Raw genomic sequence first — 24,307 nt, 5'->3', positions numbered from 1 at the left:
GGCGGCCAACCCGGCCGGTCCACTGTCCACTCAGGAAGCGCGAATCGCCTCGATCTCAAGGACGAGTTCGATTTCCTTCGAGACCAGCAGTCCTCCCGATTCCAGCACCATGTTCCAGACCAGCCCCCAATCCTCGCGGTTGATTTTGCCGCGAGCGGAGAACACCGCGCGGTTGTTTCCCCACGGATCGCGCGCGTGGCCGAGATACTCGACGGCGAGGGTGACCGGACGCGTAACGCCCTTGATGATCAGGTCTCCGACCATGGTCGCCTCGGTGCCGGTCGCGGTGACCGAGGTCGATTCGAAAGTGGCGCGCGGATGCTGTTCCACGTCAAAGAAATCGCCGGAACGCAGATGGTCGTCCCGGGTCTGATCTCCACTGTCCACAGTGGCCATTTCGATGACCGCGCGCACCGTGGTGTCCTCGATCTTCTCGCCGATTTCCACCGTGGCGTCCACCCCGGTGAACCGGCCGCGGACCTTGGTCAGCAGGAAATGTCTGCCCACGAAACCGACCTCGGCGTGCCCGGGGTCGACCTTCCAGGTCCCGGCGGCGGGAAGTTCCGTTCCGGCGACCACGCGGGTTGCGTCTGTCATGTCGTTTCCCTCCTTCGCTCTCAACGGCCGGATTCGGTCGGCAGTCCGGCCGCGATCCAGTCGGCTTTGCCCTCGTCGTAGTCGAAGACCTGGCTGTACCCGAGTTCCGCCAAGTGCTTCGCGACGGTGGCGGAGTTCTGGCAAGGGGAGTCGGCGCAGTAGACGATCACCGCGGAGTCCTTGTGCGGCAACAAGGTCGGCGCGAGTTGCTCGACGTCGTCGACCGGCAGGTTGAGCGCGCCGGGCAGATGCGCCTTCGCGTAGTAGTCGGCGGGCAGCGCCTCGACGACGATCGCCGATCCGGCGTCGATGTGCTTCTTGACCTCGTCGCGCGTGATGGGTTCGACCATCAGTGCCTCCTCAGGATTTAAGTGCGTACGCACGCACCTTACTCATTAAGTGCGCCCGCACGCAATGACCTACACTGGGAGGCGTGAGCGACCCGAAAATCGGCCTGGACGCGTGGCGGGCGATGCTGCTCGCGCACAGCGCCGCGGTGCGAGCCATCGAAACCGACGTGCAACGGGGCGGGACCGTGCCCCTGGCCTGGTACGACGTCCTGCTGGAACTGAACGCGGCGGGAAAGAAGGGGCTGCGGATGGCGGAGGTCGCCGAACGCGTGGTGCTCAGCCGGACGCGGGTGAGCAGGCTGGTCGACGAGATGGTCCGTGCCGAGCTGGTGACGAAGCGCCCGGAGCCGGACGACCGCCGGGTCAGCTGGGCGGTGATCACCGACGAGGGCGTCCGCGCGCTGGGCAAGACCGCACCGGTCTACCTGCAGAGCATCGAGCGGCATTTCTCGGCGCACCTCAGCGATGAGGAAGCCGCGGTGATCGGGAAGGCGCTGCTGCGGGTCGCCGAAAGCGGGAAACCTGGACGGCCGAGCTAGCGAAATAGCTGCCGGGCACCGTGGTGAGGGGAGTCCCTGCGGTTCAGGTGCCGCCTGACATCGACCGAGAGAGGCCTGGCGTCAGAAACCGGAAAAAGAAGTGAAGAAGATGTGCCCTCGGCAGGATTCGAACCTGCGACACCTGCCTCCGGAGGGCAGTGCTCTATCCCCTGAGCTACGAGGGCTCGCTTGCGCGACTGGACAGAGCCTAGCGCATGCCCCTTTCCGGCTGTGCACAGGAGGGGGCTTAACGCGGTAGCGTCGGATCGTCGACGCGGAGGGAGGCGGCGGTGGGCGCCGAGCCGTTCCAGGTCAGGGTGGCTGAGCAGGACATCGAGGACGTGCGGGCGCGGTTGCGGCGCACGAGGTGGCCGGAGGCGGAGACCGTCGGCGACTGGGCGCAGGGAGTGCCGCTCGGCTATGCCAAGGAGCTCTGCCGCAGCTGGGCCGACGATTACGACTTCGGGTTCGCCGACCGGCTCAACGTCTTCCCGCAGTTCCGTCAGGAGGTCGACGGTCTCGGGATTCACTTCGTGCACCTCCGTTCGCCGGAGCCGGACGCGTTTCCGCTGGTGATCACGCACGGCTGGCCGGGTTCGGTGCTCGAATTCCTCGACATCCTCGGGCCGCTGACCGACCCGCGGGCGCACGGTGGCGATCCGGCGGACGCGTTTCATGTCGTCGCGCCTTCGTTGCCGGGGTACGGCTGGAGCGACAAGCCGAGCGAAACCGGTTGGGGCGTGCGGAAAATCGCGACCGCTTGGGATCAGCTGATGGTCTCGCTCGGCTACGACCGCTATGGCGCGCAGGGCGGCGACTGGGGTTCGGCGGTCTCGGGGGCGCTCGGCGAAGTGGCGCGGGAGCGGGTCGCGGGGGTGCACGTCAACATGGCGGCCGCGCCGCGAGGCGAGTTCGCGGACGAGACCGACGAGGAGCGTGAAGGGGCGCAGGCGGCGGCGGAGTTCCGGCGCACCGGCCAGGGGTATTCGGGGCAGCAGGGCACGCGGCCGCTGACTCTGGGCTACGGACTGACCGACTCGCCGGCCGGGCAGGCGGCCTGGATCGCCGAGAAGTTCTGGGCCTGGACCGACAACAACGGTCACCCGGAGGACGCGGTCACCCGGCAGCAGCTGCTCGACGCGATCTCGGCGTACTGGTTCACCGCGTCGGCGACGTCGTCCGCGCGGCTGTACTGGGAGAGCTACCGCAGCTTCGGCGATCTCGTCACGGCGCCGTCCGGCATCTCCGTCTACCCACGCGACATCATCCGCCCGTCGCGGCGGCAGGCGGAGCTCAAGTACACCGATTTGCGCTGGTTCGAGCGGCTGCCGCGCGGCGGGCACTTCGCCGCCATGGAACAACCGGCGTCGCTCGTCGAGCAGATCCGCGGGTTCTTCCGGCTCGTGCGCTGATCTTTCCCACCTCGCGGAACAGGGCTGGGGGAAACGCGTCACCAGGCGTTAGGGTGAAGTTAGGCTACCCTGTATTGCACATATGCGCATGTCACTATATATTCCTCTCGACACCGAATCTTGGGAGGCGAGCGATGGGACACGGGCACGGCCACGGGCACACCGCCGCTCCGGCGAGCGCGTCCGGCCGCTACGTCCGCGCGCTGCTGATCGCTCTCGCGGTCGGTGCCGGGTTCATGGTGCTGGAGTTCGCGGTCGGCTTCGCCACCGGTTCCCTCGCGCTGATCTCCGATGCCGCGCACATGTTCACCGACGTTCTCGGCGTCGGAATGGCGCTCGCCGCGATCGTGCTCGCCCGGCGCAGCGGACCGACGCCCAGCCGCACGTTCGGCATGTACCGGGCGGAAGTCCTTGCCGCGCTGGCGAATGCGGTCCTGTTGTTCGGTGTCGCCGGGTATGTGGTGGTGGAGGCGATCGGCCGGATCACCGACCCGCCGGAGGTGCCGGGCTTGCCGGTGCTGCTCGCCGCGGCCGCGGGTCTGGTCGCCAACATCGTGTCGTTCCTGGTGCTGCGCTCGGGCGCGAAGGAGAGCCTGAACGTCCGCGGCGCGTACCTCGAAGTGCTGGCTGACCTCATCGGCTCGGTCGGCGTCCTGCTCAGCGGCGCGATCACGCTCACCACCGGCTGGCGCTACGCCGACCCGATCATCGGTGTCGCGATCGGCCTGTTCGTGCTGCCGCGCACCTGGACGCTCGCCCGCCGCGCGCTGCGGATCCTGTTCCAGCACGCGCCGGCCGGCGTGGACGTCGGCGAGATCAGCACCGAACTCGCCGCGCTGCCGGGTGTCGCGGACGTGCACGACCTGCACGTGTGGACGCTGACCTCGGGCATGGAGGTCGCGTCGGCGCACCTGACGGTGAAGGCCGACGCCGAACAGTCCACTGTGCTCACCAAGGCGCAGGACCTGCTCTCGGTCCGCTACGAGATCAAACACGCGACGCTGCAAGTCGAGGGACCGCAATGCGCCCGCCGGTGCACGGAGCTGTCCTGGTAGACCGGGGGCTATGCGCAAGGACTTCGACCCCGCACAGCTGGCCCCGAACGCGTTCTACCACCTGATGACCGCGACCGTCGTGCCGCGGCCCATCGCCTGGGTCTCGAGCGTTTCCCGCGACGGAGTGGACAACCTCGCGCCGCATTCGTTCTTCACCGTCGCCTCGGCCGCGCCCGCGGTCCTGCAGTTCACCTCGGTCGGCCGCAAAGACACCCTGCGAAACGTCGAGGCGACCCGCCAGTTCGTGGTCAACCTCGCGCCCGAGCCGCTGTTCGAGCAGATCAACACCACCGGCGCGGATTTCCCGCCGGAGCTGAGCGAATTCGACGAGGCCGGGCTGACCCGCGAGCCGAGCCTCAAGGTCCGCCCGCCGCGAGTGGCGGAATCACCGGTGGCGTTCGAATGCGAACTGCACAGCACGGTCGGTTTCGGCCGCTCGACGGTGGTGTTCGGCCGGGTCGTGCACCTGGCGGTCAACGAGGACGTCCTCGACGGCGACCACCCGCTGATCGAGCGCCTGCGGCCGCTGTCCCGGCTGGGGCGCGACGAATGGGGAACGCTGGGCGACATCAAGGAACTGGCGAGGCCCACGTACAAAAGCTCGTGAGTGTTGATCACGGTTAGAACCGTGATCAACACTCACGAGAAGGGCAGCGGCTGCGCGCCCCGCCCCTTCAGCATGAGCTTCATCTGGTCCATTTCCGCGCCTTGGGACACCAGCATGCTGCGGCACAACGCCTTCACCGCGTCGTTGGACGTGTGGTCCTGCGCGTACTCGGCCATCGCGACGCCGCCCTGGTGATGCCGCAGCATCAGCTGCAGGAACTCGACGTCCAGCGCGCGGCCGGACAGCGAGCGCAGTTTCGCGAGGTCCGCGTCGGTGGCCATGCCCGGCATCGGCGCGCCGCCCGCCGGGCTGCTGGTCGGCATCCGCATGCCCGCGTGGCCCATCGGCTCGGTCATCCACGTCATGTACGCGCCGGTCGCCTGCTCGGGCTGGTCCCACAGCATGAGCCAGCCCTTCATGCGCCCGACCTGCTCGGTCTGCGTGCGCTCGATGTCGAACGCGAGCTGGCGGATCTCCGGGTCGGTCGAGTGGTCGCGCGCCCAGCCTGCCATGGTGACCGCCTGCAGGTGGTGCACCGACATGTCCTGGGCGAACCCGACCTCGACCGAACCCGCGCCCGGCGTCGCGGGCACCGCGTCGCTGCCGTCGGTGAGCCGCGTCGCGAAGACCCCGATCGCGGCCCCGACCAGCAGCACCGCGATCAGCGTCCCGCCGATGACCACCCACCGCGACCACCCGGTCCGTTCCGCCGGAGCGGACTCTTCGGCGAAGTCAGGGGAGGCGGAACGGGCGGTTTCGACGCCGCCCGTCTCGGCCTGGTCAGCGTGGTCTTCGGAGCCCACGGTCACTGCCCGGCCGGCGGCGTCCCCGGCATGCCCGGCTGCTGCTCGGTCTGGGCCCCGGTGCTGCCCTTGTAGTCCATCGGCTTCGCGTCCTTGCCCGGCTTGCTCGGGTCGAACTTCGGCGGGTTGCTCGGGTCGAACATGCCCTTGCCGAGCGCGTCGCACGAGGCGCCGATCTCCGGGTACACGCCGTTCGGGTTGGTCCGCAGCGCGGCGATGAACTGGTCGATGCGCGGGTCGTCGGCGCTGTCCAGCTTCAGCTGGTGACCCCACGACTGCAGCGAGATCGGCTTGTCCAGGCCCGGGTACGGCGACATCATCATGTACGGCTTGCCCTTGACCCGCGCCTCGAGCAGCGGGATCTGGTCGCCCTTCACCTTGTCCGGGTTGTAGGCGATCCACACCGTGCCGTGCTCGAGCGAGTGCACCATGTTCTCGTTGCGCACCGCTTCCGGGTACACGACGCCGGTGCAGGTGGCCCAGTAGCCGTCGTGCGGGCCGCCGAACGGCGGGCTCTGGTCGTAGGCCACCCGTTCGGTGGGCAGGATGTGCACCGATCCGGTGTATTGCTTGATGACGACGCCGGGGATCTTCTTCGACGGGTCCGGATTGCTCGCGGTCGGCGCGAAGGAGGCGGCCGCCTCGTCCCGGGCGGCCTGGTCGCGCTTGGGCGCGGAGGCCTGCAGGTAGTAGACGATGACGCCGGCCAGCAGGGCGACCACCACGACGACGCCGATGATGGTGCCCCAGGGCGTGCGCTTGCCCGCGACGACCGAGCGGTTCTTCGCCGCCTTCACCGCGGACGCGGACGAGCCCTTCTTCTTGGTGGTCCCGTTGGCCATGATTGCCGAGATCTCCTCGTGAGAGCGGGGGAGGGATCCGGACGGACCCTGCCGGTAGCCCAGTGTAGAGACCGGGCGTTCGATCACCGTGAACGCCCGCGAGGCGCCCCGGCGAGCGGAACATCCGCCTCCGGTGTGCCCGCCGTCTCGCCAGCCTGTACCGCCGGAGGCGCGCGGCGCGAGCGCACCTAGAATTCGGCGAGTGACTCCCGCCGCTCTCGCCGATCTGGTCCGCAGCTCCGCCGAGCAGGTCCTCGCCGCACGCGGCGTCGACGCCGCCGTGCTGCCGGAGACCGTGACCATCGAACGCCCGCGCAACCCGGACCACGGAGACTACGCGACCAACCTCGCGCTGCAGGTGGCCAAGAAGGCGGGACTGAAGCCGCGCGAGTTCGCCGACGCGCTCGCGGAGGTCGTCGCGGGGACCGGCGGCGTGGCCGCGGCCGAGGTCGCCGGACCGGGCTTCCTGAACTTCCGGCTCGCCGCGGACGCACAGGGCGAGGTCGTGCGCCAGGTGCTGGCCGCGGGCGCGGAGTACGGCCGCGGCGACGCGCTGGCCGGGCGCCGGATCAACCTGGAGTTCGTCTCCGCGAACCCGACCGGCCCGATCCACCTCGGCGGGACGCGCTGGGCCGCGGTCGGCGACGCGCTGGGCCGGGTGCTGGACGCGCAGGGCGCGGACGTGATCCGCGAGTACTACTTCAACGACGCCGGCGCGCAGATCGACCGTTTCGTGCGTTCGCTGATCGCCGCCGCGAAGGGCGAGCCCGCGCCGGAGGACGGCTACGCGGGCGGCTACATCAGCGACATCGCGGCCGAGGTGCTCAAGGCCGAGCCGAGCGCGCTGAGCCTGCCCGAGGACGAGCGGAACGAGACGTTCCGGCGCATCGGCATCGACCTGATGTTCAGCCAGATCAAGCAGAGCCTGCACGAGTTCGGCACCGATTTCGACGTCTACTTCCACGAGAACTCGCTGCACGAGTCCGGCGCGGTCGAGGCGGCCGTGCAGGAGCTCAAGGACTCCGGCAACCTCTACCTCGCCGACGGCGCCTGGTGGCTCCGCTCCAGCGAGTACGGCGACGACAAGGACCGGGTCGTCCTCAAGAAGGACGGCAACCCGGCCTACATCGCGGGCGACCTCGCCTACTTCAAGGACAAGCGCAACCGCGGCGCCGACCTGTGCATCTACATGCTCGGCGCGGACCACCACGGCTACATCGCCCGGCTCAAGGCCGCCGCGGCGGCGTTCGGCGACGACCCGGCGACGGTCGAGGTGCTGATCGGCCAGATGGTGAACCTGGTCAGCGACGGCAAGCCGGTGCGGATGTCCAAGCGCGCGGGCACCGTGATCACGCTCGAGGACCTCGTGGAGGCGGTCGGCGTCGACCCGGCCCGCTACGAGCTGATCCGCTACTCCGTCGATTCCTCTTTGGACATCGATTTGGACTTGCTGCGCAAGCATTCCAACGACAACCCGGTCTACTACGTGCAATACGCGCACGCCCGGCTGTCGTCGCTGCGGCGCGGCGCGGCGGACCTCGGCCTGAAGGTCGGCGAGTCCGGCGAGGACGTCGATTTCGGACTGCTCACCCTGCCTGCTGAAGGCGACCTGATCCGCACCATCGGCGAATTCCCCGCCGTGGTGCGCCGGGCGGCGGAGATGCGCGAACCGCATCGCGTGGCCCGCTACCTCGAGGAACTGGCCGGCGCGTACCACAAGTTCTACACCGTGGGCCGGGTCCTCCCGCAGGGCGACGAGGAGGCCACTCCCCTCACGTACGCCCGGCTCGCTCTGTGCGAAGCCGCGCGCCAGGTCCTGGCGAACGGCTTGTCGCTGCTCGGTGTCTCCGCTCCGGAACGGATGTAAACCATGGCGCACCCCGCGGGCCCCCGCCACGCCGACGTCTACCCCCATGCCGACGCCTCCGGGTTCCCGCCCGCGAGTGCGGGCGAACTCGACCAGCTGCCCGCGAAAGTGTGGCCGCGCAACGTTTACCGCGCCGCGGACGGCGTCGTCCGGATCGCCGGCGTCGACGTGCGCGACCTCGCGCAGACCTACGGCACGCCGCTGTTCGTGGTCGACGAGGCGGACTTCAAGTCCCGCTGCGCCGACTACGCCGAGGCGTTCGACGACCCGGCGCTCGTGCACTACGCGTCGAAGGCGTTCCTGTCCGTCGAGGTCGCCCGGTGGGTGGCCGAACAGGGACTGAGCCTCGACGTCTGCAGCGGCGGCGAACTGGCCGTCGCGCAGCGCGCGAACTTCCCCGTGGAGCGGATCACGTTCCACGGCAACAACAAATCGGTCGCCGAACTGGACGCGGCGGTCGAGGCAGGCGTCGGCACCGTGGTGGTCGACTCGTACTACGAGATCGCCCGGCTCGCCGAAATCGCCGCCGCGCACGGGATCGAGCAGAAGGTGCTCGTCCGGGTGACGGTCGGCGTCGAGGCGCACACCCACGAATTCATCGCGACCGCGCACGAGGACCAGAAGTTCGGGTTCTCGCTGGCTTCCGGCGATGCCGCCGAGGCGGTCCGCCGGGTGCTGAACGCGCCGTCGCTCAAGCTGGTCGGCCTGCACAGCCACATCGGTTCGCAGATCTTCGACGCCGACGGTTTCGAGGTCGCCGCGCGCCGCGTCGTCGGGCTGCTCGCGGACCTGGCCAAGGAGCACGGCCGGGATCTGCTCGAGCAGATGAACGTCGTCGACCTCGGCGGCGGTTTCGGCATCGCCTACACCGAAAAGGACAACCCGCCGCCGCCCTCGCAGATGATCACGCAGATCCGCGAGATCGTCCGCAAGGAATGCGCGTACGCGGAGCTTCCGGTGCCGCGCATCGCGGGCGAACCCGGCCGCGCGATCGCCGGTCCGGGCACGTTCACCCTGTACGAGGTGGGCACGATCAAGGACGTCGCGCTCGGCGACGAGACCGCCCGCCGGTACGTCAGCGTCGACGGCGGGATGAGCGACAACATCCGCACGGCGCTCTACGACGCGGTGTACGACTGCCGGGTGGTTTCGCGCTCCGCCTCCGACGGAAACGAGCCGGTGACCCCTGCGTTGTCTCGCGTGGTGGGAAAACACTGTGAGTCCGGCGACATCGTCGTCCGAGACTGCTGGCTGCCAGACACGCTGGCTCCCGGCGACCTGCTGGCCGTCGCGGCGACCGGCGCCTACTGCTACGCGATGGCCAGTGGTTACAACCGGCTGCCGCGGCCCGCGGTGGTCGCCGTGCGCAACGGCGCCGCCCGGCTGCTGCTGCGCAGGGAGACGACGGACGACATGCTGCGCCTGGAGGTTTGAGAAGTGTCCACTGTGTCTCCGAAAGGCCTGTCTCCCACGGATCGGTCACCCATCCGGGTAGCGATGCTCGGCTGCGGCACGGTCGGCAGCGAGGTCGCCCGGCTGCTCACTGAACAGGCCGGCGAGCTGGCGGCCCGCGCGGGCGCGCCGGTGGAACTGGTCGGCATCGCGGTGCGGCGTCCGGACAAGCACCCGGAACTGCCCGCCGAACTGCTCACTGACGACGCCGCGGCGCTCGTGGCCCGCGACGACGTCGACGTCGTGGTCGAGCTGGTCGGCGGGATCGACCCGGTGCGCAGCTGGCTGCTCACCGCGCTGAACGCGGGCAAATCCGTGGTCACCGCCAACAAGGCGCTGCTCGCCGAGTGTTCGGCCGAGCTGTTCGAGGCGGCCGACGCCAGCGGTGCGGACCTCTACTTCGAGGCCGCCGTCGCCGGGGCGATCCCGCTGCTGCGCCCGCTGCGCGAATCGCTGGCAGGCGACCGGATCACCCGCGTGATGGGGATTGTCAACGGCACCACCAACTACATCCTCTCCGCGATGGACGCCACCGGCGCGGGCTACGCCGAAACGCTCGACGAGGCGAGCCGGCTCGGCTACGCGGAAGCGGACCCGACGGCGGACGTCGACGGCTACGACGCCGCGTCGAAGGCCGCGATCCTTGCCTCGCTGGCGTTCCACTCCCGGGTCACCGCGAAAGACGTGCACCGCGAAGGCATCGCGGACGTCACGGCCTCCGATCTGGCCGCGGCGCGCACGCTCGGCCGCACGGTGAAGCTGCTGGCGATCTGCGAACGCGTGACCGCGGACGACGGCACGGAATCGGTGTCCGCCCGCGTGCATCCGGTGATGATTCCGCGCAGCCACCAGCTGGCCGGCGTCGGCGGCGCGTTCAACGCGGTCTACGTCGAGGCGGACGCGGCCGGCGAGCTGATGTTCTACGGCCAGGGCGCCGGCGGCGCACCGACCGCCAGCGCGGTGCTCGGCGACCTCGTCGCCGTAGCACGCAACCAGGTGCACGGCGGCCGCGGCCCGCGCGAATCGGCGCACGCCGCGCTGCCGGTGCGGCCGATGGGCCAGACGCCGACGCGCTACCACGTGAGCCTCGACGTCGCGGACCGCGCGGGCGTGCTCGCCCAGGTGGCGCAAGCGTTCGCCGCGCACGGCGTGAGCATCGCCGCGGTGCGCCAGCGCGACGCGAACGACACGGCGAGCCTCGTCGTGGTCACTCATCTCGCACCCGACGCGGCTTTGCAGTCCACTGTGGACGAAATCGCGAAACTCGATGTGGTGCACGAGGTTGTCAGCGTGATGCGGGTGGAAGGCGAAGACGCATGAGCGCAGCTTGCAAGCGAATCATGGATATTCATGCTTCCGCCTCCCCGATGAGCATGGTGAAACTCCGAATCGAGGCGGCAGCATGAGTGGTTGGCCGGGAATCATTGAGGCGTATCGCGACCGGATTCCGGTCCCGGACGGAGCGCGCGTGGTCACGCTCGGCGAAGGAAACACGCCGCTGCTGCCCGCCGCGCACCTGTCGGAGCTGACCGGCGCCGAGGTGTACCTGAAGGTCGAGGGCGCGAACCCGACCGGCTCGTTCAAGGACCGCGGGATGACCGTGGCGATCACGCACGCGCTGGCGAGCGGCCTCAAAGCGGTGATCTGCGCGTCCACCGGCAACACCTCCGCGTCGGCCGCCGCGTACGCCGCGCGGGCCGGGCTCACCTGTGCGGTGCTGGTGCCGCAAGGCAAGATCGCGATGGGCAAGCTCGCCCAGGCGGTGCTGCACGGCGCGCGGATCCTCCAGGTCGACGGCAACTTCGACGACTGCCTCGAACTCGCCCGCAAGACCGCGGCGGACTATCCGGTCACGCTGGTCAACTCGGTCAACCCGGTGCGCATCGCCGGGCAGAAGACCGCCGCGTTCGAGATCTGCGACGTGCTCGGCGAGGCCCCGGACGTGCACTGCCTCCCGGTCGGCAACGCGGGCAACATCACCGCGTACTGGAAGGGCTATTCGGAGTACGCGGCGGACGGTGTGGTCAAGAACACCCCGCGGATGTTCGGTTTCCAGGCCGCCGGCGCCGCGCCGCTGGTACATGGCGAACCGGTCGCCGACCCGGACACCATCGCGACCGCGATCCGCATCGGCAGCCCGGCTTCGTGGGACGGCGCGGTGCACGCGCGCGCCGAATCGAACGGGCTGTTCGACGCGATCACCGACGAGAAGATCCTTGAGGCGTACCGGCTGCTGGCCCGTCGCGAGGGCGTTTTCGTGGAGCCGGCGTCCGCGACGAGCGTGGCGGGCCTGCTGGCCACCGCGGCGGACGGACGGCTGCCGAAGGGCTCGAAGGTGGTCTGCACGGTCACCGGGCACGGCCTGAAGGACCCGGCGACGGCGTTGGAGGGCAACGTCGAGGTGGAACCGCTCGCGGTCGACCCGACGGCCGTCGCGGCGGCGCTGGACCTGCGATGACGGCGCTGCCCGCGTTCCGCGCGACGGTCCCGGCGTCGACGGCGAACCTCGGCCCGGGATTCGACGCGCTCGGCCTCGCGCTCGCCCGCTACGACGTGGTCGACCTGCAGGTCACCGAGGGCGGCTTGAAGATCGAGGTGCTCGACGCGGGAGCGGGCGGCGTCGAGGACGTGCCGACCGACGAATCCCACCTGGTGGTCCGCGCGCTGCGGCGAGCCTGCGAGCACCTCGACGTGCGGCCGCCCGGCCTGCATCTCCGTTGCCACAACAGCATTCCGCACGCGCGCGGCCTCGGGTCGTCGGCCGCCGCGGTGGTGACCGGCGTGGCGCTGGGCTACGCGCTGGCGGAGCGTCCGCTCGACGCCGACGCGCTCCAGCTCGCGGCCGAGTTCGAGGGCCACGCGGACAACGCGGCGGCGAGCCTGTTCGGCGGGCTCGTGGTGGCGTGGGCGGAGGACGGCCGGTTCCGTGCCGAACGCGTGGAGCCGAACGCGGCGATCCGGCCGGTAGTCGCGGTGCCGGGGGAGAAGTCGTCCACCAACACGACGCGCGGGCTGCTGCCGGCGCAGGTGCCGCACGCCGACGCGGCGCACAGCGCGGGACGGGCGGCGCTCGCGGTGCTGGCTGTCACCGAGCGGCCCGAACTGCTGCTGGCCGCCACCGAGGACCGGCTGCACCAGGATTACCGCGCCGAGGCGTACCCGGCGAGCACGGAATTGGTGCGCACGCTGCGTGCCCAAGGCGTTCCCGCGACCATTTCCGGCGCCGGCCCCACTGTGCTCGCTCTCACGCTCACGGGAATACTCCCGGCGGGCGTGGACGTTACGGGCTTCGACGTCGCCGAATTGCCCGTGGACCGCGATGGCGTGCAGGTTGTGGCCAGGTGACGACCTGGTCACAGGCTGGACGGCAGCGTGCGCCACGCGGGGGGTGGTTGTTGCACCCGGACAGGGCGCGGTCTACCCTCGGGGGCGTTCGATCACCGTGCGTTTCCGCACCCGATGCCGGGCCTGTTCGCCCCTAGCGGCGGCTCCGGTCCGCATCCTTCGTCGATCCGCCGATTCCGCACCGCCCGGCACGCGGGAGGCGGAGGGACGCAGGCGGGTTTCCGGTTCCGGCGGTGCCGAATTCCGCTTTCTCCGTCCGGAGGGGGCAAACACCCTGTGCTGGCGGCGCTTCGCTGTGTCTCGCACGGCTGGGCGCGAGCCGTCCGCATCGGAGGCAGAAGCCGTCTCGCTACCGGCGGCAGTCCGCTGATCCACCTGGAACGTGGATCGGTCAGGAAGGACATGTGTGAGCAACACCGATCTGTTGAGCGGCGACGTGGAGACCCCCGCCGCGGCCGCTGAGACCAATGGGGCCGCGGCCGCTCCGAAGCGCCGCACCGGGGGCCTGTCCGGAATGGTCATCGCCGAGCTCCGCCAGCTGGCGGGCGAACTGGGTGTGGGCGAGACCACCGGCATGCGCAAGGGGGACCTGATCGCCGCGATCCGCGAGCGCCAGGGCAAGAGCAAGAAGCGCACCGCCGCGGCCGACACGCTGCCGCTCGAAGGCGTCGGCGAGCCTGCCAAGGCGGAGAAGGCCGAGAAGCCCGCCCGCCGGGCCAAGGCCGACGCGCCGAAGGCGGACGCGGCTGCCAAGACCGAGGCGCCCAAGGCGGAGCCGGTCCAGGCGGAGGCTCCCAAGGCCGAGGCCCCGAAGGCGGAGACCGCGCAGGACGGCAAGCCCGCCGCGCAGGAGCGCCCGGAGCGCCACGACCGTTCCGAGGGCCAGTCCGACGGCCAGTCCGAGGAAGGCGGCCGCAACCGCCGCCGCCGCGGCGGCGCGAACCGGGGCGACGGCCAGCGCGACCAGCGCGGCGACCGCCAGGGCGGCAACCGCGACAACAACCGCGACAACCGCGACAACCGGGACAACGGCCGCGACAACCGCGACAACCGCGACGGCAACCGGGACAACCGCGGCGGCCAGGACAACCGTCAGGACCGCCAGGACAACCGGCAGCGGAACCAGCAGGACAACCGCGACAACCGGAACAACGGCCCGCAGGACGACGACGAGGAAGGCGGCCGCCGCGGGCGCCGCTTCCGCGACCGTCGCCGCCGGGGCAGCGGGGGCGGCCAGCGCGAGGGCGGCGCTCCGGACACCGAGATCCGCGAGGACGACGTCCTGCTGCCGGTCGCCGGCATCCTGGACGTGCTCGACAACTACGCGTTCGTGCGCACCTCGGGCTACCTGGCCGGGCCGAACGACGTGTACGTGTCGCTGTCGCTGGTCCGCAAGTTCGGCCTGCGCCGCGGCGACGCGATCACCGGTGTCGTGCGCCAGCCGCGCGAGGGCGAGCAGCAGCGGCAGAAGTTCAACCCGCTGGTGCGCGTCGACTCGATCAACGGCCTGGAGCCGGACGAGGCCAAGCGCCGTCCCGACTTCACCAAGCTGACCCCGCTGTACCCGAACGAGCGGCTGCGCCTCGAGACCGAGCCGCACAAGCTCACGACCCGCGTGATCGACCTGATCATGCCGGTCGGCAAGGGCCAGCGCGCGCTGATCGTGTCCCCGCCGAAGGCCGGCAAGACCACGATCATGCAGGACATCGCGAACGCGATCACGACGAACAACCCTGAGGCCCACCTCATGGTCGTGCTGGTCGACGAGCGTCCGGAAGAGGTCACCGACATGCAGCGGTCGGTGAAGGGCGAGGTCATCGCCTCCACCTTCGACCGCCCGCCGTCCGACCACACCTCGGTCGCCGAGCTGTCCATCGAACGGGCCAAGCGCCTGGTCGAAATGGGCCACGACGTGGTCGTCCTGCTCGACTCGATCACCCGTCTCGGCCGCGCCTACAACCTGGCCGCGCCCGCGTCCGGCCGGATCCTGTCCGGTGGTGTCGACTCGACCGCGCTGTACCCGCCGAAGCGTTTCCTCGGCGCCGCGCGCAACATCGAGAACGGCGGCTCGCTCACCATCTTCGCGACCGCGATGGTGGAGACCGGGTCCACGATGGACACGGTGATCTTTGAGGAGTTCAAGGGCACCGGCAACGCGGAGCTCAAGCTCGACCGCAAGATCTCCGAGCGCCGCGTGTTCCCGGCGGTGGACGTCAACCCGTCCGGCACCCGCAAGGAAGAGCTGCTGCTCTCGCCGGACGAGCTGGCCGTCACGCACAAGCTGCACCGCGTGCTGCACGCGCTGGACTCGCAGCAGGCCATCGACCTGCTGATCTCGCGGCTGCGCAAGACGAAGACCAACATCGAATTCCTGATGCAGGTCTCGAAGACCGCCCTCGGCGGCGGAGACGACGACTGAGTCTCGCCTCGACGCGAACCGGCCCGCCCCCATCACCTCGGGGGCGGGCCGGTTCCTTTTTCCAGCGGTCCTTCTCCCCGCACCGGGGAGGTGGCGCGGGGCGAAAGCTCAGTGGCGGGGGACGGCGGCCGGGGTCCAGCCGCGGTAGTTGTTGAAGTAGCTCGTGGAGCTGCCGTGGCCGATCTTGCCGCCGACGCTGGTGGCGTAGAAACCGCCGTTGCCGTCCGCGATGCCGACGTGGCCGTAGGCGCTGATGTTCCAGTACACGAACGAACCGGCGGGCGGTTTGCCGCTGGTGTGCTTCGGGCTGGCGCCGTTCCAATGTGCGTTGGCCGACGCCCACACCCCGGTGACGCCGTACGAATTCTCCGCGGCCTTCTCGCAGTAGTGCTCCCACCCGGTGCTTCCGGCGTGCGCCTTGTACCAGGCGACCGCACCGGCCGGGGTGCCGTCGCCCGCCCCGGTCAGGTTCGCCTCGGAAAGCTCCGAGAACGTTCCGGCGGCGGGGTTCACGTCCGCCGCGGTGATGCCGCCGGAAGCATTCGCGGCAGGCGCGAAGACCGCGGCGGAAGCGGCGAGGGCGAGCGCCGCGGCCGGCTTCGCGAGCCGGGTGAGCAGGTCGGTCGTGCGCATGTCCGGACCTCCAGAAAGTGAGCGATTCACGAACTCGGCCAGCTTCACGCCAGCGGGTACAAAATCCGTACAATGCGAATGTCCTTCACTACCCACGGTCGCGACCGGCGGCGGAATACCTGGTCACCGGGGTGTGTTGAAGCCCTTGTCGGCACGTCTGGCAGAATGACCCGCTGAAGTCCGGCACCGGTTCACCCCGTACTGGGGACCCGGGGCCAACGAGAGAGGACACCATGAAGAGCGGTATTCACCCCGAATACGTGACCACGACCGTCACGTGCAACTGCGGGAACACCTTCGTCACCCGCAGCACGAAGGAGTCGGGTCAGATCCACGTCGAGATCTGCTCGAACTGCCACCCCTTCTACACCGGCAAGCAGAAGATCATGGACACCGGTGGCCGGGTTGCCCGGTTCGAGAAGCGCTACGGCAAGCGTCAGCAGAAGACCGACGCCAAGTAGCTTGTCCAACGGCGCCCACCCGCACGCCCGGGTGGGCGCCGTTGTTCTGTCCGGGCCTGTTCGCGAGAGGGAGACGGCGAAGTGGATTCGAGTTCGCTCAAGGGGCTGCTCGACGAGCACGCACAGCTGGAACAGCAGCTCGCCGACCCCGCGGTGCATGCCGACCAGGCCAGGGCCCGCAAACTGGGCCGCCGCTACGCCGAGCTGAGCCCGGTCGTGCGTGCGGTGCGCGAGCTGGACCAGACCCGCGACGACCTGTCCGCGGCGAAGGAGCTGGCGACCGAGGACGCGGCGTTCGCCGCCGAGGCCGAGGAGCTGTCGGCGAAAATCCCGCAGCTCGAAGCGAAACTCACCGAACTGCTGCTGCCGCGCGACCCGTACGACGGCTCCGACGTCGTCATGGAGATCAAGTCCGGCGAGGGCGGCGAGGAATCCGCGCTGTTCGCCGGCGACCTGCTGCGGATGTACCTGCGCTACGCCGAGCGGCACAACTGGAAGGCCGAGGTGCTCGACTCGACGGAGTCGGACCTGGGCGGCTACAAGGACGTCACGCTGTCGCTCAAGAGCAAGACCGCGGACGTCGAAGGCGTCTGGGCGAGGCTGAAGTTCGAGGGCGGCGTGCACCGGGTGCAGCGCGTGCCCGCGACGGAATCGCAGGGCCGCATCCACACGTCCGCGTCCGGCGTGCTGATTTATCCGGAACCGGAAGAGGTCGAGGTCGAAATCGACCCGAACGACCTGCGCATCGACGTGTTCCGCTCGTCGGGCCCCGGCGGGCAGAGCGTCAACACCACCGACTCGGCGGTGCGGATCACCCACCTGCCGACCGGGATCGTCGTGTCGTGCCAGAACGAGAAGTCGCAGATCCAGAACCGCGCGCGGGCGCTGCAGGTGCTGCAGGCCCGGCTGCAGCAGGTCGCCGAGGAAGAGGCCGCGGCGAAGGCGTCGGACGCGCGCCGTTCGCAGGTCCGGACGGTGGACCGTTCGGAGCGGGTGCGGACGTACAACTTCCCGGAGAACCGGATCTCGGACCACCGGGTGAACTACAAGGCGTACAACCTGGACCAGGTCCTCGACGGCGAACTGGACGGGGTGCTGGACGCGCTGGCCTCGGCCGACCGGGAGGAACGGCTCGCCGCTCAGTCGGGCTGACCAGCACCGAAATCGGTGCCAGGCCAAGCAATCCGAGCGGCGCGCTGTCCGTCCACAATGGAATCGGCGGCCGCGGTTTTCCTTGGGTCAGGCACTCACGAGGTCGCCGCGGCGAACGCCGTCATCCGTTCCTCGTATCCCTTGTCATCCCCGAAATGCACGGCCACCGCGTCCGCCCCGGCGTCCCGGTACGCACGGTAGGTCTCGACGGCAGTTTCTTCGTCGTACTGCTGCCTGGCGATCCGCCGCACGCGCCGCTCCGGGTCGAGCTGGGACAGCTTCGCGACCCGCTCCGCGAAAACCTCCGGTGAGAGGCCCGCGCTGAGCCATTGGTCTCCGGCCCGGACAGCTCGGCGCAGCGCGACCGTCGAATTCCCGCCGACCAGAATCGGGATCCGGCCCTCCGGCCGTGGTTCGAAATACCCGCCGGATCGGCCTCGTCCGGTGGTGAACAGCTGATCCAGCAACGAAAGCGTCTCGTCCAGCGTCGCGCCGCGGCGGGGGAAATCCGCGCCGATCTCCGCGAACTCCGGCTCGTTCCACCCCGCGCCGACGCCCAGCACCAGCCGGTGCCCGGACAGCCGGTCGATCGTCGCGGCCTGTTTGGCCAGCAGGTGCGGTTCGCGCAGCGGCACGATCACCACGGACGTGCCCAGCTGCACGCGTTCGGTCGCCGCGGCCAGATAGGCGAGCGTCGCCAGCGGTTCGTACACGCCGCCGAAGACCTCGCCGAACGGCTCGGGCGGCAGCACGTGGTCCGGCAGCCACACGGATTCGTACCCCAGCTCCTCAGCCAGCCGGGCGAGATCGGCGAGGCGGCGCGGGGTCAGGTCGGGGGACTCGTTCGGCAGGACCACCTGGCGGCTCATCGCAGCACCTTCCGGATCGCGGTGAGCCAGGCTTCCGGCGCTTCCTCGCCGATGCCGTGCCCGGATGCGATTTCGACCAGCTCCGCGCCGGGAATTCCGGCGGCCAACTCCTGCGAGTGCTTTGGCGGCACGAGGGAGTCCAGCGTCGTGGCGATCACCAGCGTCGGGACCGCGATCGACGCCAATTCCGCCCGGGTGTCGACCTTCCGGACCAGCTCGACCTGCTTCGCCGTCCCCGCGGGCACCGACGCGGCCAACCCGGCGACCGCCTCGGCGACCTGCTCCGGCGTCAGCGCGGCGAGGAACGGCTCGCTGACCGCGGTCAGCATCAAGTACTTGGCGAGCAGAGTGCGGTCGCCTTTCAGCAGCTCTGCCCACACATCCAGCGCCAGTTCCATCCGCGCGTCCGGCCGGGCGAAGCCCGCGGTGAGGATGAGGCCGGTCACGCGCTCGGGATGCCGGGTCGCCACGCGGACCGCGACGGCCGTGCCGAGCGAGTAGCCGAGCACGGCGAACTTCTCGACCCCGGCGTCGACGGCGGTCGCGACCAGTCCGTCGGCGAGTTCGTCGAGTGTGCCGCCCGCGACCGGGTAATCGGCCCCGACCACGGTGTGCGTGCGGGCGAGATCGTCCAGCAGCGGACCGAAATTGGCGGTCACGCCGCCGCCCGCGCCGTGGGCGAGCAGCAGGCCGGGGCCCTGTCCGGCGACGAAGGGCGCGAAATGTTCTGTCATGTTCGCGACGTTAAGGATTGACACCAGTGTGAAGGCCAGAAGCAGGAGAAAATCGGATGCTGATCGGCGAACTCGCGCAGCGCACCGGCGTCGCGCCGCGGCTGCTGCGGTACTACGGCGAGCAGGGCCTGCTGGCCTCGGAGCGCAACACGAGCGGGTACCGGGTGTACGACGAGGAGGCCGTCGTCCGGGTGTGCCAGATCCGGAAACTGCTGGCCGCGGGCCTGACCACGGAGATGATCGCCGGGATGCTCGACTGCGCGAGCGGACCCGCCGCGCACCTCGACCTGTGCCCGGAACTGGTGCGCAGGCTGCGCGGGGAACTGGCCGAGGTGGACCGCCGGATCGGGGATCTCGCCCAGCGACGCGAAGTCCTGTCCGGATATCTCGGCCAGGCGTGACCCCCGCGCGGCCGGGGGTCGATACGCTGGGCAGCACCCCCTCCGGGGGCAGTTTCGACGAGTGAAGGACGACCAGTGAATCGGCAGCCGCTGCGCCTGGCCATCATGGAGGCCACCCGGATCCTCACCGAGGCGGGCGTGGAATCGCCGCGGTCGGACGCGGATCTCATCGCCGCGCACGTGCTCGGCGTCGAACGGGGCAGGCTGCCGATGGTGCCGCTGGTCGACCCGCCGGTGATCGACGCGATCGGCCAGCTCGTCGCGCAGCGCGCCAAGCGGATCCCGCTGCAGTACCTCACCGGCTGGGCCGCGCTCGGCAACATCACGGTCAACGTCGGCGCGGGCGTGTTCGTCCCGCGCCCGGAAACTGAATTGCTCCTCGAATGGGGCGTGAAGTTCCTCCAGGGCCGCGAATACCCGGTGGTGGTCGACCTGTGCACCGGGTCCGGCGCGCTGGCGCTGGCGCTCGCGCACGAACGCCCGGACGCGGTGGTCTACGCGGTCGACGTCGACCCGCAGGCGCTCGCCTGGGCCCGGCACAACGCCGACGTGCACACCGCGGCGGGCAACACCCCGATCCGGCTCTACTCCGGCGACATCGCGGACCCGACGATGTTCGCCGAACTCGACGGTCTCGTGGACCTGGTGCTCTGCAACCCGCCGTACGTCCCGGAGGGCACCCCGGTCCCGCCGGAGGTAGGCGAACACGACCCGGCCCGCGCGGTCTTCGCGGAGGAAAGCGGGCTGGCAGTGATCCGGCACGCGATCGCGGCCGGCGCGCGACTGCTGCGCCCGGGCGGCGGACTGGCGATCGAACACGACGACACCCACGGTTCGGCAGTGCCCGCGCTGGTTCGGGCGCGCCGGGTGCTGACCGGCGTCGAAGACCACCCCGACTACAGCGGCCGCGCACGATTCGTCACCGCCCGCCGACTCGGCTGAGCCCCGCTTCGCCCAACGTCCGTGAAGGACTCCTTGAGGGAATCCAAGTCCGTGAAGGAGCCCCTCACGTACCGCTGGCGTGCGTGAGGGGAACCCTGAGGGAATCAGAGTCAATGAGGGTGGCCCTCACGTACTTCCCGCGGCGCTGCCCGGCCCCCGCACTGGGCCATTCGCACCTTTGCCCTGCTCCTGCCCGACTTTCGTCGTGCGGCAGCGGGGTGGATTTCGTTCGCTCGCCTAACGATCACCGTTAGCGTCGGGCCTCGGGACCGCCGGGCGGACCGGCGGAGAAGTGAGGAGCGACGATGAGATCCCCCTTACCCCGCCGGAATCACCGCACTCGCACGAGGCGCGGCCGGGTCGCTGTCGTCGTGGCGGTCGCGGCGCTGGCTCCCGCGTTGCTCGCCGGGACCGCCGCGGCTGATCCGATCGCGCAGGGCTGGCCCGCGCCGCTGGACTCCGCGCACTGGGCCGACCAGGCGAGCATGACCTGGCAGGACTACCGCCACGTCCCGGGCACCAACTGGGCCGACCCGTCGCTCAAGCCGACCGTGCGCAAGTTCAAGGGCGCCGTCGTGCTCGCCGACTACCCGGATGCCGATTTCGTCGTCACGAAGCCGCCGCATTCGACCGTCTTCGGCAATCCGTCTCCGTCGGCCAGCAATCTGCCGCGCGAGAAAGTCGCGCAGCATTACCAGGATTTCCTCAACAAACCCGAAACCCTCAACCACGGCCACACCATCAACGAGTACTGGATGGAGGACTCCGGCGGCCGGTTCGGCGTCGACCTCACCGCGTTCGGCCCCTACCGGATGCCGGGCAAATCCTTCGAGTACGGCATGGAAATGCAGCCGCAGGACTGTCCGGCGGACGCCGACTGCACCCGGGACCTGCGCAAGGACGCGGGCGACGCGTGGCGCGCCGACGTCGGTCCGGTCGCCGACCAGTTCGACTTCGTCTTCTTCCTTTCCGCGGGCCAGGACGAAAGCTCGACGTGGCAGGAATTCGGCGAGATGAAATTCGGCTCGAAGGAGAACGTGTCCGCCGAATTCGGCCCGCCGGGCAGCAAACCGGGCGACCAGAACTGGGCGCACACGCGGTACGTGCCGTGGACGTCGTGGGCGTCGGCGTCGACCATCTGGCCCAACGCGGCCAACGGGTCCTCGACGCAGGCGGAAAGCTCCGGCCAGGGCGTGTTCGCGCACGAGTTCAGCCACATCCTCGGCATCGGCGACAACTACAACAACCCGTTCGGCGATCCGCCCCGCCGGTCCTACACCGGACCGTGGGAAATGTTGTCGCGCGGCAGTTTCAACGGTCCCGGCGGCCCGCACACGCGCTGGCAGATCCCGGCGACCGAAGGCGGTTCGATGGGCGCGCACCACATGCTGCGCAACAAACTCAAGCTCGGCATCGTCGATCCGAAGTCCGTCCTGAACCTCGACCGGAACCAGCTCGCCACGACCGGTCCGGTCACCGCCCGCGTGACCGCCCGGGAGGCGGTGCCGGAGCAAGGCGCGTACGCGGGCATCACGATCGCGCTCACCGGCGGGGACCGTTCGCCCAAGTGCGATCCCGCGAAGGACCCGAAGTGCGACGGCGGCGGATATGACCACTACAGCGTGGAGGTCGTCGACCGGATGGGTTCGGACTCGTTCGCCCCGGACTCCGGTGTCCTGCTGGCCAAGACCAAGAGCCGCGACGCCGCGCCGTTCGAATGGATCGTGGACGCGAACCCGCAGGACATCGGCCTGACCGATTACGTCCGCCCGGACGGCACCCCGGTCAAGATCACCGTCGGCGACTACCGGCAGCTCAACGACGCCACGTTCAAGGCGGGCACCGGCGCGTCCAGCGGTTACGAGTACACCGACGAGGCCAACCGGTTGCGGTTCCTCGTCACCGACCTCGACCGCGACAGCCGCGGCGTGCTGTCGTACACGGTCACCGTCGCGTCGCTCGACGGCTCCGGACCGCAGGCGCGCGGCGCGTGGTTGTGGCCCGCACTGCCCGCGTTCGCCCGCGGTGGCCTCGCTACCTGCGACTTCCGCCTGTCGAACCAGGGTTCGGCACGCGGCGCGACAGCCCCGTACGACCAGGACACCTACCGGCTGACCGCGTCGACCGACACCCGCGGCTGGGAAGTCCGGCTCCCGAACGCGTTGGCCACCGCCAAGTTCGGCGGCTCGACGCAAATCCAGGCGTACGCGAAACGCTCGGCGGGCGCACCGCACACCGCTCGCGTGCGGCTGACCGCGACGTCGATCGCCGACCCGGCGAAGACCACGACGACCGCCTGTACCGCGATCGGGTTCTGAGCCACGAAAGGCGCCATCCGTCCGAACGGCGGATGGCGCCTTTCGACCGGGTTGCCCTGAATCGAGCGACCCCCTACCTTGAGGCGGCCGAACAATCAGACTTCTGGGGGAGTCCATGTTCTTGCGTCATCGCATCACCGCCGGCTGCGGAGCGGCGCTCATCGCCGCCAGCGCGCTCACCGCGAGCGCCACCAGCGCGTCCGCCGCCGCCGGACCGACCACCCTCCCGGCCAGCGAATACACGCTGACCTCGGACTACCACAAGTACGACGCGGTCTACTCCGGCCTCGCGGGGAAGCTGCACACCGTGCCGGTGCACACCGTCATGGACAACGCGAACCACGACCGCCAAGCGCTGCCGTCCACCTTCAAACCGGCCGGGCTCACCGGCGGCTTCCGGTTCGACGACGGCGACAACAGCGACTGCACCAACTACCCGCAGGGCATCACCACCAGCCGCGACGCGGTCGGCGGCGACAACGGCGGCAACTACGACGGGCACCAGCTCGTCGCGGTCAGCTGGTACACGCGCGACAAATGCGGCGGCAAACAGGTCCGCAGCCGGATCACGCTCGCCGACTGGGACGCGACGTACCCGAACAAGTACCGCAAGATCCTGCTCGTCGAACCGACCGGCACCAACGCATCGCCGAACTACAAGGACATCCCGATCCATGCCGGCGGCGTCTCCTGGTACGGCGACTATCTGTACGTCGCCGACACCGGCGGCGGCATGCGGGTCTTCGACATGCGCAAGATCCTCGAGGTCAACTCGGGCGGCACGGCGGACCAGATCGGCCTGTCCGGCGGCCAGTACTACGCGCACAACTACCGCTACGTGCTGCCGCAGGTGGGCACGGTCGCCGCGCACACGACGTCCGGCACGAACCTGGTCTGGTCGAGCATCTCGCTGGACCGGGTCAGCAAGTCGATCGTGATGACCGAGTACACCTGCAAGGCCGACTGCACCGACTACCCGAACCGCGCCCCGCGCGCGGTGCGCTTCCCGTTCGCCTCGGGCGCGACGACGTTCGCCGCCTCCACGACGGCGAGCCAGGCGCTGAAGCTGCCCTGGTACAACCTCAACGGCGTCGCCTCGCACAACGGCCGCTGGTGGTTCAACTCGTCCGCCGCGAAGCAGCTCTACTACTGGACCCCGACCGCAGGCCCGGCCACGCACTCCTGGGTGAGCAGCGGGGAGAGCATTTCGTACTGGGAGGACCCGAAGGACGCGGATCTGCTGTGGTCGCTGCAGGAGGGCGCGGGAAACCGCAACGTGTTCGCGGTGAAGCAGGCCAGTTACGGCGCCTGACCGCTGACTGTCCGTGAGGGGAACCCGCATTGACTCCGATTCCCCATGCCAGGAACTTAAGGCGGCGCTGCAGGTGCGTTCGAGCCGTGTCCGCCCAGGTCGAAGGTCTCGCCTGGCCTGGGACGCAGGACGTGCGGGCCGTGCGGGCCACCCTGAGGGAATCAGATTCCCTCAGGGTGGCCCTCACGACCCCAAGA

23 protein-coding genes and 1 tRNA gene are annotated in these 24,307 nt (G+C 69.8%); 16 read left to right on the top strand and 8 right to left on the bottom strand.

The window, feature by feature from the left end; genetic code table 11:
• Positions 1-30: 30 nt before the first annotated feature.
• Complete coding sequence (locus EIZ45_RS31035) at positions 31-597, bottom strand: YceI family protein (RefSeq protein WP_167756600.1); 567 nt, start codon at positions 595-597, stop codon at positions 31-33.
• 20 nt (positions 598-617) lie between these two features.
• Positions 618-947 (bottom strand): rhodanese-like domain-containing protein, encoded by a 330-nt coding sequence (locus EIZ45_RS31030; RefSeq protein WP_134667312.1) that lies wholly within the window; start codon positions 945-947, stop codon positions 618-620.
• A gap of 83 nt (positions 948-1,030) precedes the next feature.
• Between EIZ45_RS31030 and EIZ45_RS31025 the strand changes: the two genes are divergently transcribed.
• On the top strand, positions 1,031-1,486 hold the full coding sequence (locus tag EIZ45_RS31025) for a MarR family winged helix-turn-helix transcriptional regulator (protein ID WP_240690829.1): 456 nt from the start codon (positions 1,031-1,033) through the stop codon (positions 1,484-1,486).
• Between the two features lie 112 nt (positions 1,487-1,598).
• Here EIZ45_RS31025 and EIZ45_RS31020 read toward each other — a convergent pair.
• Positions 1,599-1,671: transfer RNA gene (locus EIZ45_RS31020), tRNA-Arg, on the bottom strand.
• Between the two features lie 105 nt (positions 1,672-1,776).
• On the opposite strand from EIZ45_RS31020, the gene EIZ45_RS31015 reads away from it, so the two are divergent.
• The 3 genes from EIZ45_RS31015 to EIZ45_RS31005 all read left to right on the top strand — a co-directional run bounded on the left by EIZ45_RS31015 (position 1,777) and on the right by EIZ45_RS31005 (position 4,560).
• Positions 1,777-2,898, top strand: a complete 1,122-nt coding sequence (locus EIZ45_RS31015) for an epoxide hydrolase family protein (protein ID WP_134667313.1) — start codon at positions 1,777-1,779, stop codon at positions 2,896-2,898.
• A 134-nt stretch (positions 2,899-3,032) separates the two neighbouring features.
• Positions 3,033-3,953 carry a cation diffusion facilitator family transporter gene (locus EIZ45_RS31010; protein ID WP_134667314.1) on the top strand — a complete coding sequence of 307 codons (921 nt, stop codon included), beginning with the start codon at positions 3,033-3,035 and terminating at the stop codon, positions 3,951-3,953.
• A 10-nt stretch (positions 3,954-3,963) separates the two neighbouring features.
• A complete protein-coding gene (locus EIZ45_RS31005; protein ID WP_134667315.1) occupies positions 3,964-4,560 on the top strand; it encodes a flavin reductase family protein in 597 nt (198 codons plus the stop codon).
• Between the two features lie 32 nt (positions 4,561-4,592).
• On the opposite strand, the gene EIZ45_RS31000 is transcribed toward EIZ45_RS31005, so the two are convergent.
• Both EIZ45_RS31000 and EIZ45_RS30995 read right to left on the bottom strand, forming a co-directional pair.
• Positions 4,593-5,243: a DUF305 domain-containing protein gene (locus EIZ45_RS31000; RefSeq protein WP_235146715.1), complete on the bottom strand. Its 651-nt coding sequence runs from the start codon at positions 5,241-5,243 to the stop codon at positions 4,593-4,595.
• A 122-nt stretch (positions 5,244-5,365) separates the two neighbouring features.
• On the bottom strand, positions 5,366-6,205 hold the full coding sequence (locus tag EIZ45_RS30995) for a DUF3105 domain-containing protein (protein ID WP_134667316.1): 840 nt from the start codon (positions 6,203-6,205) through the stop codon (positions 5,366-5,368).
• Between the two features lie 202 nt (positions 6,206-6,407).
• On the opposite strand from EIZ45_RS30995, the gene argS reads away from it, so the two are divergent.
• The 6 genes from argS to rho all read left to right on the top strand — a co-directional run bounded on the left by argS (position 6,408) and on the right by rho (position 15,288).
• Positions 6,408-8,072: an arginine--tRNA ligase gene (gene argS, locus EIZ45_RS30990; RefSeq protein ID WP_134667317.1), complete on the top strand. Its 1,665-nt coding sequence runs from the start codon at positions 6,408-6,410 to the stop codon at positions 8,070-8,072.
• 3 nt (positions 8,073-8,075) lie between these two features.
• Entirely contained in the window at positions 8,076-9,506 is a 1,431-nt protein-coding gene (gene lysA / locus EIZ45_RS30985) for a diaminopimelate decarboxylase (protein ID WP_134667318.1), read from the top strand.
• Positions 9,507-9,518: 12 nt separating this feature from the next.
• Positions 9,519-10,844 (top strand): homoserine dehydrogenase, encoded by a 1,326-nt coding sequence (locus EIZ45_RS30980; RefSeq protein WP_275293018.1) that lies wholly within the window; start codon positions 9,519-9,521, stop codon positions 10,842-10,844.
• A gap of 82 nt (positions 10,845-10,926) precedes the next feature.
• A complete protein-coding gene (thrC, locus tag EIZ45_RS30975) occupies positions 10,927-11,982 on the top strand; it encodes a threonine synthase (RefSeq protein WP_134667320.1) in 1,056 nt (351 codons plus the stop codon).
• Positions 11,979-12,869 (top strand): homoserine kinase, encoded by an 891-nt coding sequence (gene thrB / locus EIZ45_RS30970; RefSeq protein ID WP_167754044.1) that lies wholly within the window; start codon positions 11,979-11,981, stop codon positions 12,867-12,869. The genes thrC and thrB overlap by 4 nt, the downstream gene beginning before the upstream one ends.
• Before the next feature lie 406 nt (positions 12,870-13,275).
• On the top strand, positions 13,276-15,288 hold the full coding sequence (rho, locus tag EIZ45_RS30965) for a transcription termination factor Rho (protein ID WP_134667321.1): 2,013 nt from the start codon (positions 13,276-13,278) through the stop codon (positions 15,286-15,288).
• A gap of 108 nt (positions 15,289-15,396) precedes the next feature.
• Here the strand turns inward: rho and EIZ45_RS30960 are convergent, their stop codons facing one another.
• Entirely contained in the window at positions 15,397-15,921 is a 525-nt protein-coding gene (locus EIZ45_RS30960; RefSeq protein WP_037817404.1) for a hypothetical protein, read from the bottom strand.
• 233 nt (positions 15,922-16,154) lie between these two features.
• Between EIZ45_RS30960 and rpmE the strand changes: the two genes are divergently transcribed.
• Together rpmE and prfA are read left to right on the top strand one after the other, a co-directional pair.
• Positions 16,155-16,382, top strand: a complete 228-nt coding sequence (gene rpmE / locus EIZ45_RS30955; RefSeq protein WP_037817406.1) for a 50S ribosomal protein L31 — start codon at positions 16,155-16,157, stop codon at positions 16,380-16,382.
• A gap of 81 nt (positions 16,383-16,463) precedes the next feature.
• Entirely contained in the window at positions 16,464-17,534 is a 1,071-nt protein-coding gene (gene prfA / locus EIZ45_RS30950; RefSeq protein ID WP_037817408.1) for a peptide chain release factor 1, read from the top strand.
• Between the two features lie 95 nt (positions 17,535-17,629).
• Here the strand turns inward: prfA and EIZ45_RS30945 are convergent, their stop codons facing one another.
• Positions 17,630-18,403, bottom strand: coding sequence for a TIGR03619 family F420-dependent LLM class oxidoreductase (locus EIZ45_RS30945; protein ID WP_037817409.1), 774 nt, complete (start codon positions 18,401-18,403; stop codon positions 17,630-17,632).
• Positions 18,400-19,137 (bottom strand): alpha/beta fold hydrolase, encoded by a 738-nt coding sequence (locus tag EIZ45_RS30940; RefSeq protein WP_134667322.1) that lies wholly within the window; start codon positions 19,135-19,137, stop codon positions 18,400-18,402. The genes EIZ45_RS30945 and EIZ45_RS30940 overlap by 4 nt, the downstream gene beginning before the upstream one ends.
• 56 nt (positions 19,138-19,193) lie before the next feature.
• On the opposite strand from EIZ45_RS30940, the gene EIZ45_RS30935 reads away from it, so the two are divergent.
• The 4 genes from EIZ45_RS30935 to EIZ45_RS30920 all read left to right on the top strand — a co-directional run bounded on the left by EIZ45_RS30935 (position 19,194) and on the right by EIZ45_RS30920 (position 24,110).
• The gene (locus EIZ45_RS30935; protein ID WP_037815386.1) at positions 19,194-19,538 is read left to right on the top strand and encodes a MerR family transcriptional regulator; all 345 of its coding nucleotides are present in this window, start codon (positions 19,194-19,196) and stop codon (positions 19,536-19,538) included.
• A gap of 75 nt (positions 19,539-19,613) precedes the next feature.
• The gene (gene prmC / locus EIZ45_RS30930; protein ID WP_037815384.1) at positions 19,614-20,480 is read left to right on the top strand and encodes a peptide chain release factor N(5)-glutamine methyltransferase; all 867 of its coding nucleotides are present in this window, start codon (positions 19,614-19,616) and stop codon (positions 20,478-20,480) included.
• Between the two features lie 305 nt (positions 20,481-20,785).
• Entirely contained in the window at positions 20,786-22,798 is a 2,013-nt protein-coding gene (locus EIZ45_RS30925; protein WP_134667323.1) for a M6 family metalloprotease domain-containing protein, read from the top strand.
• A gap of 115 nt (positions 22,799-22,913) precedes the next feature.
• On the top strand, positions 22,914-24,110 hold the full coding sequence (locus EIZ45_RS30920; protein WP_037815381.1) for a hypothetical protein: 1,197 nt from the start codon (positions 22,914-22,916) through the stop codon (positions 24,108-24,110).
• Positions 24,111-24,307 lie beyond the last annotated feature (197 nt).

Origin of the sequence: Amycolatopsis sp. CFH S0740 (genome assembly GCF_004522315.1) — a bacterium.
GTDB classification, from domain to species: domain Bacteria; phylum Actinomycetota; class Actinomycetes; order Mycobacteriales; family Pseudonocardiaceae; genus Amycolatopsis; species Amycolatopsis nivea.
This window is presented reverse-complemented; position numbering and strand designations above follow the sequence as displayed.